Genomic DNA, 18,315 nt, shown 5'->3' with positions numbered 1-18,315 from the left:
TGTATAACCATTAGAATTTTTAGAACGATATGAAGAAATATATATATATGTGCTTAGCTGCCTGCCTGCTGGCCTCCTGTAGTCAGGAAGAAGAAGCTGTCTATGGCAAGGGCAACAGCTATGCCAAGCGAACTGGAGAGACTTCCACTGAGTATGTGAACCTCTTGGAAGGAGCTACCAATGGATGGTTGCTCTCCATGTATGTAGGAACAGGTCAACAATACGGAGGGTACAATTATATCCTTAAGTTCCACCAAGGGAAAGTAACCGCCCTATCGGAGGCTACCACCGAGGAAGATACTTCCCTCTATACCCTTAACTTTAGTGAGAAATCTATCCTTACTTTTGATACCTATAACAAGGTATTGCACCAATTCGTAGAACCTTCTGCACTCTTCCCAGAGGGAAAAATAGGAGACAATCAGTTAGTGATACAGTCCTACGAAAATGGCGTGTTCACCCTCAAAGGGCAACGCTCTAACAATCTGATGACTCTAAGGAAGCTTGAGGGAGAGGCAACTGCCTATCTCACTAAAATAAGAGAAAGACAAAGCTTGTTCAGAGTTTCAGATGCTTACCCTGTAACTATAAATGGCAAGGAAGTAGATTTCGAACTACAACCCTCCAATCGCCAATTCATAGCCCGAGAAGGGACTACTGTGATCAAGAAGGCCTATATCTATACCGAAAATGGCTTTAAGCTCTATGAGCCTATTACTATTGCAGGGAAGACCTTCTCCGAATTTACCCTTTCGGCTGACAATAGTGAGATTACAGCGGATGATGCTTCTATAAAGACCCGAATGGTGTATAACAACCTACCTTTTGATTTTTATAATGGCAATATAAAGATTAATATGTTAGATGATCTTTGTAGTAGTAATGCTGCCTTTGTTAAGATATATAATCTCTATAAGACGGTTAAGTCACGTAATATAGCGCCTTATTTTTATTTAGGGAAACTTTCCCCAAGCGAAGATATTGCGATGAATTTTACTATATATTATTACGATAATAGAAACTATAAGATGCGTTATCTCTTGGATTTCCTACCAGTGGCAGGAAAGTCTGATCAGGTAAATATAGTTCCTGTAGAGCAAGGCTTTTATTGGAATTACTACGGCAACTATCCTTTGGTAGAGGTCTTGACACAGAATGCTCCTTACCAGATGACCGATGTCAATGGAGATGGAACTCTTTATAAGTTTACCAGTACCAAGAACAGTGAGGTAACTTTCCTTTCGCATAATAATGCTACCTTGCCTTATGATCCTTCACAGAATGAGTGGAAATCTATAGATTTTGAGTATGCTTCTGATGCGCTTAAGGCACTCTATGAGACTTACAAAACCCATACAGTAACCAAAGGGAATGCTTCTGCAACGTATCGTTTGCAGGATTCTATGTCTATTGGGTACGGCAGCTTGTGGTTTACAGTACGTAGGGGTACAAGTTCCGCTACAGTTTCTTATGCCATAGATGCCCTTGCGGTGCCTTGCGATACTAACCAAGTGAGTTTTGTAGACAAGGGAGCTACTCATACGGCAAGTAGCAACTGGACTACCTATAACTATCTTTCCCCTATAGTGAATTTCTTCTTGCAGAATGGTCCTTTCAAAGTAGAGGATGTAGGCGGAGGATGGACAAAGTTCATCAGTGCTAAGAATTCTGACTATTGGTTCTATACCCGATAAAGAGATCAAGAAAAAGAAAGAGGCTGTCTCCACGGAGGGACAGCCTCTTTTGTATATGGCTTCTATATTACTTTTTGTTTTTAGCGATCAGATTCAGAGCACTACCGGCCTTGAACCATTCTATTTGAGAAGCATTATAAGTGTGGTTGCAGGGGATAACATCCTTGCTGCCGTCCTTGTGAACGAACTCCAAGTGTAGGGGTTTGTTAGGCGCAAAGTCGGTAAGGTCAAGGAAGTTGATGGTATCATCCTCCTGTATTTTGTCATAATCGGCCTCGTTGGCAAAGGTCAGGGCAAGCATACCTTGTTTTTTGAGGTTGGTCTCATGGATACGCGCAAAGGATTTTACCAAAACAGCCTTCACCCCGAGGTGACGAGGTTCCATAGCCGCATGTTCGCGAGAGGAACCTTCCCCATAGTTTTGGTCACCTACCACGATTGAGGGCACCCCAGCTGCTTTGTAGGCACGTTGTACCTTAGGTACTTCGTCATACCCGCCGGTAAGCTGGTTTTTGACACTATTGGTCTTGCCATTGAAAGCATTGACAGCCCCGATGAGCATATTGTTTGAGATATTGTCCAAATGTCCACGGAAGCGCAACCAAGGCCCCGCCATAGAAATATGGTCGGTGGTACATTTGCCTTGAGCTTTGATGAGCAACTTAGCACCAGTGATATTCTTACCATCCCAAGGAGCGAAAGGTTCCAAGAGTTGTAGGCGGTTGGAGGTAGGCGATACCACTACCTCTATATGGCTACCATCTTGGGCAGGTGCTTGATAGCCAGGGTCATCTACCGCAAAACCTTTGGTAGGGAGTTCTTCTCCGTAAGGAGGCTTGAACTTCACTTCCTCCCCCTTATCATTGGTAAGGGTATCGGTGATAGGGTTAAAATCCAATCGTCCGGCAATGGCCAAGGCCGCGACTATCTCAGGAGAGGTCACGAAGGCATGGGTATTGGGGTTCCCATCAGCACGCTTGGAGAAGTTGCGGTTGAAGGAGTGGATGATAGTATTTTTCTCCTGTTTTTCAGCCCCTTCTCGATCCCATTGGCCAATACAAGGGCCGCAAGCATTGGTGAAAACTTTGGTATTGAGCTGTTCAAACACTTTCATGATGCCATCACGGACGATAGTATAGCGAATCTGTTCTGAACCAGGATTGATTCCAAAAGCAGCCTTAGGAGTTACTCCCATATCTACCGCTTGTTTCACTACGGAAACAGCACGGCTTAGGTCTTCGTAAGAGGAGTTGGTACAAGAACCAATGAGTCCCCATTCCACTTTCAGAGGCCAATCATTGGCGCGGGCTACTTCCTTCATCTGGCTTACAGGTGTACCTCGGTCAGGTGTAAAAGGTCCATTGATGTAAGGCTCTAACTCAGAGAGGTTGATTTCGATAAGTTGGTCAAAATATTTCTCAGGGTCAGCATATACTTCAGGATCAGCGGTGAGGTAGGCGGCTACTTTGTCGGCAGCTGCTACCACATCCTCACGCCCAGTAGCCTTGAGGTAGCGGCGCATGGACTCATCGTAGCCAAAGGTAGAGGTTGTTGCTCCAATCTCGGCACCCATATTACAGATTGTACCTTTACCTGTACAAGAGAGGGATTGAGCACCTTCGCCAAAGTATTCTACAATAGCACCTGTACCACCCTTTACAGTAAGGATATCGGCTACTCTGAGGATTACGTCCTTAGGGGCAGTCCATCCGTTGAGCTTACCCGTGAGCTTGACCCCGATGAGCTTAGGGAATTTTAGTTCCCAAGCCATACCCGCCATCACATCCACAGCATCGGCACCTCCTACTCCTATGGCAAGCATTCCGAGACCTCCTGCATTGACTGTATGAGAGTCTGTTCCTATCATCATACCCCCTGGGAAAGCATAGTTCTCCAAGACAATCTGGTGGATAATTCCCGCCCCAGGTTTCCAGAAACCAATCCCATATTTGTTAGATACAGAGGAAAGGAAGTCAAAAACCTCTTTGGACTGTTCAGTAGCTACTTTAAGATCTATTTCGGCGCCTTCTTTGGCTTGAATAAGGTGGTCACAGTGTACAGTAGTAGGTACAGCCACTTTGGATTTGCCGGCATGCATGAACTGTAGGAGTGCCATTTGAGCAGTAGCATCCTGACAAGCGATACGGTCAGGGGCAAAATCCACATAGTCCTTACCACGAACAAAAGCCGTGGCAGGGAGCGCATCCCAGAGGTGCGCATAGAGTATTTTTTCAGTGAGAGTAAGGGGTCTTCCCAAGAGCTTTCGCGCTTGATCAACCCTTTCAGGCATACGAGAGTATACCTTTTTTATCATTTCTATATCAAAAGCCATACGTTGTTAGTTTTTAGTTTTGAATTTTGAGTTGTTGTAGGGGCGAATGCTGCTTATTCAACCGCATTTTCCGTTTACTTAAGGGCGAATTTTGGTTCATTTAAGAGCGAATTGCCTCACATACTCCACTTGTCCGCGGACTTCGCCCCTACAGTTAGTTTTTGTAAATTATTTTTTAATTATAATTAATCATTGAACATTAATAATTGAATTAAGTGTTTTACTGGGTCGCATCACCTGATAGGTCTTCTCTTCTTGAGGGTGATAGTAGCCATGTATGTCTACTTTTTCTCCTTGTACTTGCATCAACTCTTCTACGATTTGAGTCTCATTCTGGCGAAGTGCTTTGGCAATAGGAGTAAACTCTTGAGAGAGAGCGGCCTCTTTTCCTTGAGCAGCGAGGGCTTCAGCCCAGTATAGTGCCAAGAAGAAGTGACTACCACGGTTGTCGAGCTCTCCTGCTTTTGACTTAGGCGACTTGTCTTCTTCGAGTACCCTACCTATGGCCTCATCCAGCGTTTGGGCTAAGACTAAGGCTTTGTTGTTGTGATAGGTAGCCGCAAAGTGCTCTAATGACGCTCCTAAGGCGAGGAATTCTCCTAAGGAATCCCACCTGAGGTGGTTTTCCTCTAACAATTGTTCCGCCAATTTCGGCGCAGAACCGCCAGCTCCTGTCTCGAAGAGACCTCCTCCATTCATTAGGGGTACAATAGAGAGTACTTTGGCACTGGTACCGAGCTCTAAGATAGGGAAAAGGTCTGTGAGGTAGTCGCGGAGGACATTCCCTGTAACAGAAATCGTGTCTTCTCCTCTTTTGGCTCGTTCCAAAGAAAACAAAGTAGCTTCTTCAGGAGAGAGAATACGTATGTCTAAATCCTTAGTATCGTAAGCAGCCAAATATTTTTCCACTTTTTTAATCAGTTCACGGTCATGAGGGCGATGAATATCAAGCCAAAAAACAGCAGGACTTTGGGAGGCTTTGGTACGGCTTATAGCAAGTTTTACCCAATCCTGTACAGGCGCATCCTTCACTTGGCACATACGCCAGATATCTCCTGCTTCTACCGAATGAGAAAGGTATACTTCCCCAGTGGCACCGACTACCCTTATTTGTCCATCCTCAGGCACCTCGAAAGTCTTGTCATGAGAGCCATATTCTTCCGCCTTTTGTGCCATCAGTCCTACATTGGAGACAGAACCCATGGTAGAAGGATCGAAGGCACCATGTTCTCGGCAGAAGTCAATGACTACTTGATAGATGCCCGCATAACTACTATCGGGTAGTACCGCCAGCGTATCCTGAGTATCTCCTTGGGCATTCCACATCTTCCCCGAATTGCGTATCATCGCAGGCATAGAGGCATCGACAATCACATCGTTAGGATAGTGAAGGTTTGTAATTCCCTTGTCGGAGTTTACCATAGCCACAGCAGGATCCTTCTGGAAGGCTAAGGAAATGTCCTTACCAATAGCTTCCTGTTTTTCTGAAGGGAGTTCTGTAATCTTACTTAGCACCTCAGAGAAGCCATTGCGAGGATTTATCCCAAGATTTTTGAAGTCTTCTGCATACTTATGGAAAAGCTCTTCGAAGAATGTCTCTACCGCATAGCCAAAGAGAATGGGGTCAGAAACCTTCATCATAGTGGCTTTCAGGTGTAGGGAGAGCAATACCCCTTTCTCTTTAGCCTTGGCAAACTGCTCCTTGTAGAAAGCCAGTAGTGCCTTGCGGCTCATAAAGGTAGCATCGATAATCTCGCCGGCCTCCAAGGGGAGTCCGTCCTTGAGAGTGAGTGTGTTCCCCTGAGTGGTTACTAACTCTATACGCACCTTATCTGCTTTAGGAAGGGTTACAGACTTTTCATTATGGAAGAAATCGCCTACTTGCATAGTGGCTACAGCCGTCTTTGAATCACGACTCCAAGCCCCCATCTTATGAGGGTGTTTTTTAGCATAATTCTTGACAGATTTGGGAGCGCGGCGGTCGGAATTTCCTTCTCTCAGCACAGGATTTACCGCACTTCCCTTCACCTTATCATAGCGGGTTTTGATTTCCTTTTCTTTGTCATCCTTAGCCGTCTCAGGATAATCCGGCAGGGCGTATCCTTGTCCTTGTAGTTCTGCTATGGCAGCCTTGAGCTGGGGTACAGAGGCACTGATGTTGGGGAGCTTGATGATATTGGCATGTGGTTCCTTGGTCAAATCTCCCAGAAGAGCCAGAGCATCTTCCACACGCTGTTCAGGGCGGAGGTATTCGGGGAAAGTAGCCAAAATACGACCCGCCAAGGAGATATCTTTCAGTTCGAAGTGTACTCCGGAAGAGGCACAAAAGCGCTCAATAATAGGAAGTAAGGAATGTGTTGCTAGCAGAGGGGCTTCATCTGTTTTGGTATAGATAATACTTTCCATGAGCTTATCGTTTTTCTAATGGTACAAAAGGTCTTTGTGTAGCTCCTACATAGACCTGGCGAGGGCGACCAATAGGTTCTCCACCTTGGCGCATTTCCTTCCATTGTGCGATCCAGCCGGGCAAGCGGCCGATAGCAAAGAGTACAGTGAACATTTCCAACTGCATACCCAAAGCCTTGTAGATGATACCAGAATAGAAATCCACATTGGGGTATAGGTTGCGAGCTTTGAAATACTCATCTTCTAAAGCTACTTTCTCTAAGTGTTTAGCGATGGCAAAGATAGGCTCATTGATACCTAAGGCATTGAGCACATCATCGGCAGCGGCTTTGATAATAGTGGCACGAGGGTCGAAGTTCTTGTATACACGGTGTCCGAAGCCCATAAGGCGGAAAGGATCGTCTTTGTCTTTTGCCTTGCGGATGAACTTGTCCACATCGCCCCCATCGGCATGAATCTCTTCCAACATTTCGATAACTGCCTGATTCGCCCCACCATGCAAGCGACCCCAGAGGGCAGAAACTCCAGAGGAGATACTGGCGAAAAGACCCGCTTCGGAAGAACCTACCAAGCGTACAGTAGAAGTAGAACAGTTCTGTTCGTGATCCCCATGCAGGATAAGAAGCTTATTCATAGCAGCTACCACTATAGGATTGATATGGTACTTTTCTGTAGGGATGGAGAAGAATAACTGGAACAGATTCTCTATATAGCCCAACTCATTGTTGTAATAATTTAGAGGGAGTCCTTCACGCCTACGGTATACCCAAGTGGCAATGATAGTCACCTTGGCAATAGCCTTACATACCGCTTGGTATACATCCTTTTCACACTTCACATTTACTGGAATAGGATTGAAGGCTGTAAGAGCGCTGGTAGCTGCAGAGAGTACCCCCATAGGGTGTGCTGCCTTAGGGAAACCATTGAGAATTTGGCGCATTTCTTCATGAACTAAAGTATACTTGTGGATAGTACGCTTGAAATCATCGTACTGCTCCACAGTAGGAAGTTCTCCGAAGATAAGCAGATAAGCTACCTCCAGGAACTCCGCCTTGGCTGCGAGATCCTCGATATTGTACCCACGATAGCGTAGAATCCCTTTTTCCCCGTCGAGGAAAGTAATGGCACTCTTACAAGAACCTGTATTCTTGTAGCCAGAGTCTAAAGTAATTAGACCAGTTAGGGCGCGTAACTTTTCAATGTTCATCGCTTTCTCCCCTTCAGTGCCTACCACAATGGGAAAGTCATATTCTTTCCCTTCGAAAATAAGTTTTGCTACATTCTCCATAAGAATAAATTTTTACTCCTACAAAAGTAAGAATTTTTTCTGAAATACGAGATAAATTCGTATTTTTTTAACATTATTTGATTTCTTATGATAGACTTATTAAAAATTTTTATTTCCAAGTAGTATGTATTATATTTGTAATCAATAAGTTGTATTTTTGGATTTTAGGGAAGCTGATTAAGAGTGATAGCCTGCAAAGGAGGGATTTCGGAAAGAAGCCTTAAATAATATTGTAAGAGGGACTATTTTTCTACCCTTAGGAAAATTCATTTCTGCACCGAGCGGATGCAAAAAGACCTTGATGATTCCTTTTTGTCCCCAATATAGTATAAGGAGAGACTATTGCGAACGTTTCAACAACAATTACCCATTAAACGACCTGATATGGTATAAGTACTAACAAAAGATTCATTTACCCTTGCTATCGAATAAATTTTTGTCAAAAAATTTTGTACAACCAATAATTTGTAGTACTTTTGCCAACTGAATTTTTCATGAATTAAAATCAACCCTAATGAATATTAGCAAGGAACAAATAGACGCGCTCAATGCCGTGATTACCTTAGAGATTGACAAATCTGATTACCAGAAAAAAGTAGATGAAGCTCTGAACTCCTACCGCAAAAATGCTTCTATCCCAGGATTCCGCAAGGGACATATCCCTATGGGAATGATTAAGAAACAATATGGGAGAGCTATTCAAGTAGATGAGGTAAATAAGCTCATTAGTGATTCTTTGAACAAGTTCGTAAGTGATGAAAAATTGGAGCTATTAGGACAACCGATCCCTAAAGAGAATGCCCCTGAGGTGGATTGGGATAGTGATCACCATACTTTCGTCTTCGAAATAGGTCTTGCACCACAATTCTCCATCGATCTTTCTACCCCTATTGATTATTATCAAATCAAAGTAACAGACAAAGAGGTGGATACTCAGATAGAACACCTACGCACTCGCTTTGGTTCCCTCGTTCCTACCGAAAAAGTAGCTAAAAATAGTCAGATCAGTGGGATCTTCTTCAATGAGGCTCAGAATATAGATAAGGAATATAGCTTCCTTGCAGAAGCACTTACAGACAAAGCTTTTGAAGTAATCAAAGACAAAGCTGTAGGAGATCAGCTTTCCTTCTCTACCAAAGAACTTTTCAAGGATCCACATGTACTGATGCAGGCCTTGGGAGTACCTCATGAAGTGGTTCACTCTTTGGATATCGAAGTTACTTTCACTATAGAAAGTATTCAAGAGGTGGTTTTGGCTACTATGGACGAAGCTTTCTTTGCTCAGCTATATCCAAATGAAAATATCACTACCGAAGAGGATTTCCGTAAGAAAGTAGAAGAAGGTATCCGCGAGGAGTTCACTGTCAATAGCGATACACGCCTATTGGACGATGCTACAGAAATGCTTATAGAGAAAACCTCCTTTGACCTACCTAAGGAATTCCTAATAAGATGGATTCAAGCAACTAGCGAAAATCCTATCACTGAAGAACAAGCCGCAGAGGATTATAAAAATTCAGAAAAAGGCTTGCGCTATCAGCTTATAGAAGGTAAGATAATTCAGGAAAATAACCTACAGGTGACCTATCCTGAGATTCGTGAATTCGCAGAGAAGGCTATTCGTGCTCAGATAGCTCGTTATGGGCTTACTGATGTAGAACAAGCTCAGATAGATACTTTTGTGAACAACACCCTTAAGAATGAGCAGGAACTTAATCGTATCCACAGAGAACTTACCGGAGGTAAACTTATTCAGTTCTATAAGGAAAAGGCCAATCTCAATAAGATTGAAATAGATGTAGATGCTTTTATAGAAAAATTCTACTCTCACCAACACCAACATTAATTAGAAAAAAATGAACTATTCAGAAGAATTTAAAAAATATGCTACCCAACATCGTGGGGTTTCCAGTACTTACTATGACAAGATCATCAGTAGTATGACTCCCTATATCATGGAGGAAAGGCAACTGAATGTAACCCAGATGGATGTGTTCTCCCGCTTGATGATGGATAGAATCATCTTCTTGGGGACAGATGTCAACTCCCATGTGGCCAATATTATACAAGCGCAGTTGCTCTTTTTGGAAAGTTTGGATGCGAGCAAAGACATTCAGATATACATCAACTCTCCAGGAGGAGAGGTATATTCAGGCTTAGGAATCTATGACACTATGCAGTTCATCAAGCCAGAGGTGGCTACCATCTGTACAGGGATGGCCGCTTCTATGGCAGCAGTACTGCTCTGTGCTGGAGCCAAAGGGAAGCGTTCGGCGCTTCCTCATTCCCGTGTGATGATTCACCAGCCCTTGGGAGGCGCTCAGGGACAAGCCAGTGATATAGAAATCACTGCTCGTGAGATCCTCAAGATCAAAGAAGAATTGGCTCAAATCATAGCTCATCATTCAGGTAAGTCCTTGGCAGAGGTGATCCAAACCGGTGACCGTGACTACTGGATGATAGCCAGCGAAGCTAAAGACTTCGGTATGATTGACGAGGTACTTACCCGTAACTAATAACCCTTATTAATTCGAATACTATGAGTACAACAACTGAAGTATGTTCTTTCTGCGGGAGACACTCGGGCAAGGACGTGTTCTTGGTCTCCAGCGGGGTAGAGAGCAATGTATATATCTGTAACTATTGTATAGAGCAGGCAGGTAGTATCTGGCGTTCTGAGATTGAGAACAACAAGAAGAAAGCCATTATGGCCATGAACAAGGATCTACTGCTGAAGAAACCTACTGAAATCAAAAGCTTTTTAGATCAATATGTTATCGGTCAGGAGGCCACCAAAAAAGTGCTTTCTGTGGCTGTATACAATCACTATAAGCGATTGCTACAGGAAAGAGATGAGCATGAAGTAGAGATCCAAAAGAGTAATATCGTGATGGTAGGACAGACCGGAACAGGGAAGACCCTTATGGCACGTACTATTGCCCAAATGCTCAATGTACCTTTGGCCATCGTAGATGCTACTGTATTCACTGAAGCAGGCTATGTAGGAGAGGACGTAGAAAGTATCCTTACCCGCTTGTTACAGGCAGCTGACTATGATGTGGATAGAGCTGAACGAGGTATTGTCTTTATCGACGAGATCGACAAAATCGCTCGTAAGGGAGACAATCCTTCCATTACTCGCGATGTCTCAGGAGAAGGGGTACAGCATGCCCTACTGAAGCTCTTAGAAGGTTCTATCGTAAATGTTCCCCCTAAGGGAGGTCGTAAGCACCCTGATCAGAAATATATAGAGGTCAATACCGAACATATCCTCTTTATCGCAGGAGGTGCTTTCGATGGTATTGAGCAGATTATCGCTAAGCGTATGAACCGCCAAGCGGTGGGCTATAATACTTCCAAGGAGACTCGTGTGGATGACAAAAACCTTCTACAGTATGTCACTCATAAGGACTTGAAGGATTTTGGATTGATTCCTGAAATCATCGGACGATTGCCTGTGCTCACCTATATGAATCCATTGGATGAATCCACTCTTAGAATGATTCTTACCGAACCTAAGAATGCAATTATAAAGCAGTATATCAAGCTTTTTGGTATGGATGATATTGCTCTTTCTTTTGAGGAAGAAGCTCTGAACTTCATCGTAGAAAAAGCTTTGGAGTACAAGCTCGGTGCCCGCGGATTGCGTTCTCTCTGTGAAAGTATCCTTACCGATGCGATGTTCCAACTACCAGGAACAGAGGAAAAATCATTGGTTGTTACTCGTGCTTATGCACAGGAGAAACTCACCAAATCGGGATTTACCCAACACCTGCTTACTGCATAGATCAAGTAAAACAAAAAATATAGGACTTTGGTAGGATTACCGAAGTCCTATTCTCTTACCAATCAATAGTATAAAAAGATGAAAAAAATTATTGTATTATTCCTACTCCTTATCGCAGGAGTCTCTTGTAAAAATGCTTCCTCTTCAGGGCAGATAGTTCCCCAGAAGGAAATCACCAATGCCATATATTATGCGCAGAAACCCATTATCTCCGCCCACCGTGCAGGAAAGGGAATCAAAGGCTATCCAGAGAATTGCTTACAGACCATTCAGCACCTTTCTAAAAAAGGGATTCATAGCTTTGAGATAGATATCTTTGAAAGTACCGATGGCGACCTCTTCCTCATGCATGATGACAAGCTCGGGCGTACCGCCACCGGAAGTGGTATCGTATCACAGATGAGTACTCAAGAGCTGCTCAAGGTACGACTCAAGGACGATTTTGGACAAGAAACCACTTTCCCTATCCCTATGCTCAAGGATGTACTGAGCTGGAGCAAGCAGCATGGTGCTTACCTGATGCTGGACTTCAAAAAGGGAATTTCTTACCAAAAGGTAGCCGAATTGGTTCGAGCTGAACAGATGGAAGCACAAGTAGTACTCATTAGCTACAATGTAGAACAAGCCAAAGCACTCCACAAGGTAGCTCCAGAGATGCTTATTTCAGTGACCATACGTAACCAAGCCGAATTAGACCGTATCCTTGAGACTGGGATTCCTAAGGAAAAACTCCTTGCCTTCACAGGAGTACACTTAGCAGAAGACAGCCTATATAAGACCCTCAATGAGCAACGTATTCCCGCTATTTTGGGAACTTTGGGTAACTTGGACAAGCGAGCAGCAGCCAAAGGCGACCAGCTCTATAATCAATGGGCAGAGAAAGGTATACAAGTCTTCTCCACAGACCGTCCTTTTGCGCCTCGATTCTAAAAGACAAGTCTAAAAGATTATATATCAGTAAGGTATAATGTTTTCTCAAAAGTTTCTTTCTGAGAAAACAAAAAAATCTATTTTTTTCACTATCTTTGCATTTGGATATTATAATAAATAATAGGAACTATTATTTATTATTCACATATTCGCTTACGCAACTTTACCTATTACCTGAAAAAGATGAGTATCAAAGAATTATTACAAGAAAAGACAAACATAGGAGAAGTTACCCTCAGAGGATGGGTACGTACTTTTCGCAGCAATCGCTTTATAGCCCTTAATGATGGTTCTACTTTGTCCAACCTACAAGTGGTGGTGGATTTCGAACACACTCCCGAGGAGACTCTCAAGCGTATCACCACTGGTGCGGCTATTGAGGTTAAAGGGAAAGTAGTAGAAAGCCAAGGAAAAGGTCAATCAATAGAAGTACAAGCCACTGAGGTGACCATCTTGGGAGACTGTAATCCTGATGAGTACCCTATCCAACCTAAAAAACACTCCTTGGAGTTCCTTCGCGAACAGGCACACCTAAGAGTGCGTACCAATGCCTTTGGAGCTATCATGCGCGTACGCTCTACCTTAGCCTATGCTATACATAAGTATTTCCAAGAAAAAGGTTTCTTCTATGTCAATACCCCTATTATCACCGGAAGCGATGCAGAAGGAGCAGGGGAGATGTTCCGTGTCACTACTCTCGATGCAAAGAATCCGCCCCTTACCGAGACAGGAGAGGTAGATTATAAGAAAGATTTCTTCGGTCGTGAGACAAACTTAACTGTATCTGGACAGCTCGAAGGAGAGACCTTTGCAATGTCATTGGGCAAAATATATACCTTTGGTCCTACCTTCCGTGCGGAAAATTCCAATACTTCCCGACACTTGGCTGAGTTCTGGATGATAGAGCCTGAAATGGCTTTCTATGACCTGATAGACAATATGAACTTGGCTGAGGATTTCATCAAGAATGTACTCAAATATACTTTGGAGGTGCGTCGTGAGGATATTGAATTTCTTAACCAGCGTTTCTTAGAAGAAGAGAAGACCAAGCCACAGCAGGAGCGTAGTGAGATGTCTCTTATCGAAAAGTTAGAGTTTGTCATTCACAACGATTTCAAGCGAGTAAGCTATACCGAAGCGGTGGAAATTCTCAAGAACTGCAACCACAACAAAAAGAAGAAATTCCAATATCTTATAGATGAGTGGGGAGTAGATCTCCAGAGCGAACACGAGCGCTACTTGGTAGAAAAGCATTTTGGCTGTCCTGTGATTCTCTATGACTATCCTGCCAAGATCAAGGCCTTCTATATGCGCCTGAACGAGGATGGAAAGACGGTTCGCGCTATGGATATTCTTTTCCCTGGCATTGGAGAGATTGTAGGGGGCTCTCAGCGTGAGGAGCGCTATGAGGTACTCAAGCAGAAAATAGCTGACTTAGGTATGGATGAGCAGACCCTCTGGTGGTACTTAGAGCTACGTAAGTTCGGTACAGCCGTACATAGTGGTTTTGGTCTGGGCTTTGAGCGCTTGGTGCTCTTCACTACGGGTATGACTAATATCCGCGATGTGATCCCTTATCCACGTACCCCACAGAGTGCAGAGTTTTAATGTTTTTAATTGGTTATAATTATTCACAAAACCATCTCCCTAAAGGGAGGTGGTTTTTTGACGAGGTTCATAGAGGAACAAATAAAAATTGAACACTATATTTACGGCCATCAAAAAATATTTATTTCGCAGTTTGTAAATAATATTTTCAATCGTTATAAAGCTAAAATATATTAGTAAGAAAGGGTTATTTGAAGTATCAGGAGATGAAAAGAATAGAGCTCATAATAGTTGTTATTAGTCTGTTGTATATTACGATAGGAAATGCGCAAACAAACAAAAAAATAGCGGTTAAGAAACAAATATTAGGCGTGTTAGGTAAGAATTATACAATAGAGAAATATAAGAGTTATACTCGAAATAAGGAATATCTAACGCTTCAGGTATTTGTAGATAGTATTCATGAAAAGGAACTTTATATAGCATATATTAATGGAGATTCTTTTTGGATAAAGAAAAAAGAGAGTGTTACTTTTTTGGTAAATCATAGACAAACCTATGAAGTGGGAGCTTCTGCATTTGTTACGGGAATATTGAAAATTCCTAATATCATTCCCCGTAAAAGAGATTCCTTGGTGATTAAGGCCAATCTAAAGTCTCCACCTAAGGTAACTCCCAGACCTAAATATGGAAAAATCGCCATATTAGGAGAGGAGTATACAATGGATACTTATAAAAGTCAGGATAAGAAAACCTATCTGACCTTTCAAGTTTTTGTATTTGGCTGACAGACAGAAGACTTTTTCGTAAGTATCAATGAAGAGGATACCGATCATGTAGAGGGAAAGAATGCTGCAACCTATATGATTAGAGCTAAGAGGAATTACGATGTAGAATTGTCGAATTATTTAATGGAGACGATAAGAATCCCCTACATTTTCCCTCAGGAGGGCGATTCCTTGGTGATCAAGGGATATCTGAAAGTACCTATAAAAGTCTATTGATTGTACCTAAGTAAAATACTTGATATATAAGCTCTTTAATCTCAAAAAAAGCCGTATCTTTGCACAAAAGAAACTTAGAAATACTTAGAAAGATGTTAGTTAGCATGGATTCCTTGCCACAAACGGCACGGGTATGGATATACCCCAGTAATCGACTTCTGACGGGGGAAGAGGAGGCACAGATTACAGCAGATCTCACTGCATATCTCTCCAAATGGGCTTCTCATGGCACCTTGGTAAGGAGTGCTTTTGAGCTGCGCTACCACCAGTTTATCGTCATTGCTGCCGATGACAATCAGCATATTGGAGGATGTTCCTTGGATGAGCTGGCGCACTTTATACAGGCTTTAGAGCAGAAGTATAACTTGCTCCTTTTGGACAAAATGAATGTGAGCTACCGCCATGAGGACAAAATCTATTATGTGCCCCTTACAGATTTCAAGAAGCTCGTACAGCACAAAAAGGTAGATGGTAACACCATTGTTTTCAACAACTTGGTTACTAATCTCTACGAATACGAACAAGTCTGGGAAACTCCCATGATCGATAGCTGGCACAATCGATTCCTTAAGTAAGGGAAAAGAAAAAGGGTAATAAAAACAAAGCGTTTTTATTACCCTTTTTATCATGTAAAAATAAGCTTATTTTTTAGCTTTTACTTTCACAACGAGTTCTATTTCGTCATTGATGAATTTGTCCTTTAAATCGCCAAAAACAGACTTAGAAGCATAGTTTACGCCATAGTCTACACGGTTGATATTGAAAGGTTGGCTTTCGAGGGTTACTTCGCTATCGGTGATAGTAAGGGTAGCAGGGAAGGAAATAGTTTTTGTTTTTCCTTTTAGAGTAAGATCTCCAGTTACGTTAGTCCCATCGAAGCCAGTAAGCTTAAAGCTTCCTGTAGGGTAGGTTTTTACATTGAAGAAATGGTCAGCTCCTTCTTCTTTTCCAGTTCCTTTTAGGTGAGCTTCGAGGTCGAGCTTTCCTTCGTCTTCCTTGATGTCAGTAACGGTAATAGAATTCATATCTATCACAAAATTTCCGCTTACTTTACCATTGTCTACAGTAAAGGTTCCATTTTGTAGTGCGATAGTACCTGTATGGCTACCTGTGGGTTTGCTTCCTTTCCATTCGATAACAGAAGTAGGTTCAGCAGTATAAGTACCACTGGCTGTTACAGGAGCTGTCTCTACAGGGGTTTCTGTGGTTTGTTCTTGGTTGTTAGTAGTACCATTGTTCCCGCAACTTGCTACAATAAGAGCAAGGACTACTGCTGCGGATAATACCATTTTCTTCATGAAAAATTTTTGTTTAAATTCAAAGGGCAAAAATACCCTTTATTTTTTTAACAAAATGTCAAAAACAATTATATATTTGTTAATTGCATTCTTGTATAGGCAAAAGGACTCATATACTCTACTTAGAGTAGGCCTTTATCACAGCTGAACTTTTGCTTCTAAAACCTATCTTCCCATATATACCAATAGGATGCTGATATCGGCAGGGGAGACCCCACTGATACGAGAAGCTTGAGAAAGAGTAGTTGGGCGTATTTTCTTGAGTTTTTCTCGCGACTCGAAGGAAAGAGAGGTGAGCTTGTCATAGTTGAAGCTCTCAGGGATACGGATATCCTCCAAGCGGTTGAGCTTATCGGCATTGTTCTTCTCCTTCTCTATATAACCGGCATACTTGATCTCTATCTCTGTACTCTCAAGGACTTCCTTGCTCAGCTGCTGAGCATGGGCAAATGCTTTTACTTGGGGCAACTCCATGAAGTCCTCCACAGTAATATTGGGGCGGGCGAGTACTTTGGCCATCTTATCTCCCTGTTTCATAGGGGAGGAATCATACTTCTCAAGGAGAGGATTTGCCTCTTCAGGAGTGATGCTTGTTTCCTTAAAGAACTGTACAAAAGCAGCTGTTTTCGTCTGTTTTTCCTCTAATAGTCGCATACGTTCCTCACTGGCCAATCCTAAGGCATATCCCATAGGGGTAAGGCGCATATCGGCATTGTCCTGTCTAAGGAGGGTACGATATTCGGCTCGAGAGGTGAACATACGATAAGGCTCTTCAGTGCCCTTGGTGATTAGGTCATCGATAAGGACTCCTATATAAGCCTCGTTGCGCTTAAGGACAAAGGGTGATTGCTCCTGTACTTTACGCGAAGCATTGATCCCTGCGATGAGTCCCTGAGCACCAGCTTCTTCATAGCCTGTGGTACCATTGATCTGTCCTGCAAAGAAAAGATTTTCTATGATTTTTGTCTCCAAGGTAGCCTTGAGCTGGGTAGGAGGGAAGTAGTCATATTCTATAGCATAGCCTGGGCGAAGGAACTTCACCTGCTCGAAACCTGCTACCTTGCGCAGGGCGGTATATTGCACCTCTTCTGGGAGAGAGGTCGAAAAACCATTGACATACATTTCCACTGTGTGCCACCCTTCAGGTTCTACAAAAATCTGGTGACGATCCTTATCGGCAAAGCGGTTGATCTTATCCTCTATGGAAGGACAATAGCGCGGCCCCACACCATGGATAATTCCGGTGAACATCGGAGAGCGGTCAAAGCCAGTCCGTAAGATATCATGTACCTCCTCACTGGTATAGGTCATATAACAATCCAACTGATGGGTAAGAGGCTGGGTCAGTGGTAGGTAGGAGAATTTTTCAGGGTTTTCATCTCCAGGCTGTGGGGTCATCTTCGAATAATCCAAGGAACGCCCATCTACACGGGGGGGAGTTCCTGTTTTCATGCGTCCTGCTTCAAAACCATGAGCTACAAGACATTCAGTAATGCCCTTGGCAGCTTTTTCTCCAGCGCGTCCGCCTCCGAGTTGTTTCAGGCCAATGTGAATAATTCCATTGAGAAAAGTGCCATTGGTAAGCACTACACTCTTGGCACGTATTTCACTACCAAGAGAGGTCTTCACACCTGTAGCCTTGCCACCCTCTATGAGTACCTCAGTGACCATTTCTTGGAAGAAATCAAGGTTGGGCAGCCTCTCCAGTTGTAGGCGCCAAGCCTCCGAGAATCGCATGCGATCACTTTGGGCACGTGGGCTCCACATGGCAGGTCCTTTGGACTTGTTGAGCATCTTGAACTGAATGGCCGTTTGGTCTGTGATAATGCCCATATAGCCCCCCAATGCATCTATCTCGCGAACAATCTGTCCCTTAGCAATTCCCCCTACAGCGGGGTTGCAGGACATTTGTGCCATGTTCTGTAGTTGCATGGTGATAAGAAGGGTCTTTGCCCCTGTATTGGCGGCAGCGGCAGCAGCTTCACAGCCTGCATGCCCCGCACCGACTACTATAACGTCGTACATCTC

At 43.2% G+C, this 18,315-nt stretch carries 13 protein-coding genes; 8 read left to right on the top strand and 5 right to left on the bottom strand.

All coding sequences use genetic code 11. The annotated features are described in order from the left end of the window. The first annotated feature begins 29 nt into the window (after nt 1-29). The gene (locus CAPGI0001_RS02925; protein WP_040359480.1) at nt 30-1,694 is read left to right on the top strand and encodes a DUF4302 domain-containing protein; all 1,665 of its coding nucleotides are present in this window, start codon (nt 30-32) and stop codon (nt 1,692-1,694) included. 67 nt (nt 1,695-1,761) lie between these two features. Here CAPGI0001_RS02925 and CAPGI0001_RS02920 read toward each other — a convergent pair whose 3' ends face one another. From CAPGI0001_RS02920 to CAPGI0001_RS02910, 3 genes are all read right to left on the bottom strand, one after another. Next, a complete protein-coding gene (locus CAPGI0001_RS02920) occupies nt 1,762-4,026 on the bottom strand; it encodes an aconitate hydratase (RefSeq protein ID WP_002666712.1) in 2,265 nt (754 codons plus the stop codon). A 189-nt stretch (nt 4,027-4,215) separates the two neighbouring features. Further along, a complete protein-coding gene (locus tag CAPGI0001_RS02915; protein WP_002666806.1) occupies nt 4,216-6,432 on the bottom strand; it encodes an NADP-dependent isocitrate dehydrogenase in 2,217 nt (738 codons plus the stop codon). A 4-nt stretch (nt 6,433-6,436) separates the two neighbouring features. Continuing rightward, entirely contained in the window at nt 6,437-7,720 is a 1,284-nt protein-coding gene (locus CAPGI0001_RS02910) for a citrate synthase (protein ID WP_002666657.1), read from the bottom strand. A gap of 514 nt (nt 7,721-8,234) precedes the next feature. Here CAPGI0001_RS02910 and tig point away from each other — a divergent pair. The 7 genes from tig (at nt 8,235) to CAPGI0001_RS02875 (ending at nt 15,564) form a co-directional block, all read left to right on the top strand. After that, complete coding sequence (tig, locus tag CAPGI0001_RS02905) at nt 8,235-9,566, top strand: trigger factor (RefSeq protein WP_002666904.1); 1,332 nt, start codon at nt 8,235-8,237, stop codon at nt 9,564-9,566. A gap of 10 nt (nt 9,567-9,576) precedes the next feature. Further along, nucleotides 9,577-10,236, top strand: a complete 660-nt coding sequence (clpP, locus tag CAPGI0001_RS02900; RefSeq protein ID WP_002666517.1) for an ATP-dependent Clp endopeptidase proteolytic subunit ClpP — start codon at nt 9,577-9,579, stop codon at nt 10,234-10,236. Between the two features lie 23 nt (nt 10,237-10,259). Continuing rightward, on the top strand, nt 10,260-11,507 hold the full coding sequence (gene clpX, locus CAPGI0001_RS02895) for an ATP-dependent Clp protease ATP-binding subunit ClpX (protein WP_002666688.1): 1,248 nt from the start codon (nt 10,260-10,262) through the stop codon (nt 11,505-11,507). Nucleotides 11,508-11,585: 78 nt separating this feature from the next. After that, nucleotides 11,586-12,437: a glycerophosphodiester phosphodiesterase family protein gene (locus CAPGI0001_RS02890; protein WP_002666836.1), complete on the top strand. Its 852-nt coding sequence runs from the start codon at nt 11,586-11,588 to the stop codon at nt 12,435-12,437. Nucleotides 12,438-12,620: 183 nt separating this feature from the next. After that, complete coding sequence (gene asnS, locus CAPGI0001_RS02885; protein ID WP_002666848.1) at nt 12,621-14,045, top strand: asparagine--tRNA ligase; 1,425 nt, start codon at nt 12,621-12,623, stop codon at nt 14,043-14,045. Nucleotides 14,046-14,251: 206 nt separating this feature from the next. Further along, on the top strand, nt 14,252-14,773 hold the full coding sequence (locus CAPGI0001_RS02880) for a hypothetical protein (RefSeq protein WP_248601290.1): 522 nt from the start codon (nt 14,252-14,254) through the stop codon (nt 14,771-14,773). Nucleotides 14,774-15,081: 308 nt separating this feature from the next. Further along, nucleotides 15,082-15,564, top strand: a complete 483-nt coding sequence (locus tag CAPGI0001_RS02875) for a hypothetical protein (RefSeq protein WP_040359476.1) — start codon at nt 15,082-15,084, stop codon at nt 15,562-15,564. Between the two features lie 66 nt (nt 15,565-15,630). Here the strand turns inward: CAPGI0001_RS02875 and CAPGI0001_RS02870 are convergent, their stop codons facing one another. Together CAPGI0001_RS02870 and mnmG are read right to left on the bottom strand one after the other, a co-directional pair. Next, nucleotides 15,631-16,287 carry a YceI family protein gene (locus tag CAPGI0001_RS02870; RefSeq protein ID WP_002666864.1) on the bottom strand — a complete coding sequence of 219 codons (657 nt, stop codon included), beginning with the start codon at nt 16,285-16,287 and terminating at the stop codon, nt 15,631-15,633. Between the two features lie 165 nt (nt 16,288-16,452). Beyond that, a complete protein-coding gene (gene mnmG / locus CAPGI0001_RS02865) occupies nt 16,453-18,312 on the bottom strand; it encodes a tRNA uridine-5-carboxymethylaminomethyl(34) synthesis enzyme MnmG (protein WP_002666561.1) in 1,860 nt (619 codons plus the stop codon). Between the last annotated feature and the right edge of the window lie 3 nt (nt 18,313-18,315).

The organism is Capnocytophaga gingivalis ATCC 33624 (assembly GCF_000174755.1).
In the GTDB taxonomy this organism is placed as follows: domain Bacteria; phylum Bacteroidota; class Bacteroidia; order Flavobacteriales; family Flavobacteriaceae; genus Capnocytophaga; species Capnocytophaga gingivalis.
This window is presented reverse-complemented; position numbering and strand designations above follow the sequence as displayed.

Excerpts from the sequence above, each read along its gene's own strand:
- CAPGI0001_RS02925 (WP_040359480.1), top strand. The coding sequence starts at position 30 with ATGAAGAAATATATATATATGTGCTTAGCTGCCTGCCTGCTGGCCTCC.
- CAPGI0001_RS02920 (WP_002666712.1), bottom strand. The coding sequence starts at position 4,026 with ATGGCTTTTGATATAGAAATGATAAAAAAGGTATACTCTCGTATGCCT.
- CAPGI0001_RS02915 (WP_002666806.1), bottom strand. The coding sequence starts at position 6,432 with ATGGAAAGTATTATCTATACCAAAACAGATGAAGCCCCTCTGCTAGCA.
- CAPGI0001_RS02910 (WP_002666657.1), bottom strand. The coding sequence starts at position 7,720 with ATGGAGAATGTAGCAAAACTTATTTTCGAAGGGAAAGAATATGACTTT.
- tig (WP_002666904.1), top strand. The coding sequence starts at position 8,235 with ATGAATATTAGCAAGGAACAAATAGACGCGCTCAATGCCGTGATTACC.
- clpP (WP_002666517.1), top strand. The coding sequence starts at position 9,577 with ATGAACTATTCAGAAGAATTTAAAAAATATGCTACCCAACATCGTGGG.
- clpX (WP_002666688.1), top strand. The coding sequence starts at position 10,260 with ATGAGTACAACAACTGAAGTATGTTCTTTCTGCGGGAGACACTCGGGC.
- CAPGI0001_RS02890 (WP_002666836.1), top strand. The coding sequence starts at position 11,586 with ATGAAAAAAATTATTGTATTATTCCTACTCCTTATCGCAGGAGTCTCT.
- asnS (WP_002666848.1), top strand. The coding sequence starts at position 12,621 with ATGAGTATCAAAGAATTATTACAAGAAAAGACAAACATAGGAGAAGTT.
- CAPGI0001_RS02880 (WP_248601290.1), top strand. The coding sequence starts at position 14,252 with ATGAAAAGAATAGAGCTCATAATAGTTGTTATTAGTCTGTTGTATATT.
- CAPGI0001_RS02875 (WP_040359476.1), top strand. The coding sequence starts at position 15,082 with ATGTTAGTTAGCATGGATTCCTTGCCACAAACGGCACGGGTATGGATA.
- CAPGI0001_RS02870 (WP_002666864.1), bottom strand. The coding sequence starts at position 16,287 with ATGAAGAAAATGGTATTATCCGCAGCAGTAGTCCTTGCTCTTATTGTA.
- mnmG (WP_002666561.1), bottom strand. The coding sequence starts at position 18,312 with ATGTACGACGTTATAGTAGTCGGTGCGGGGCATGCAGGCTGTGAAGCT.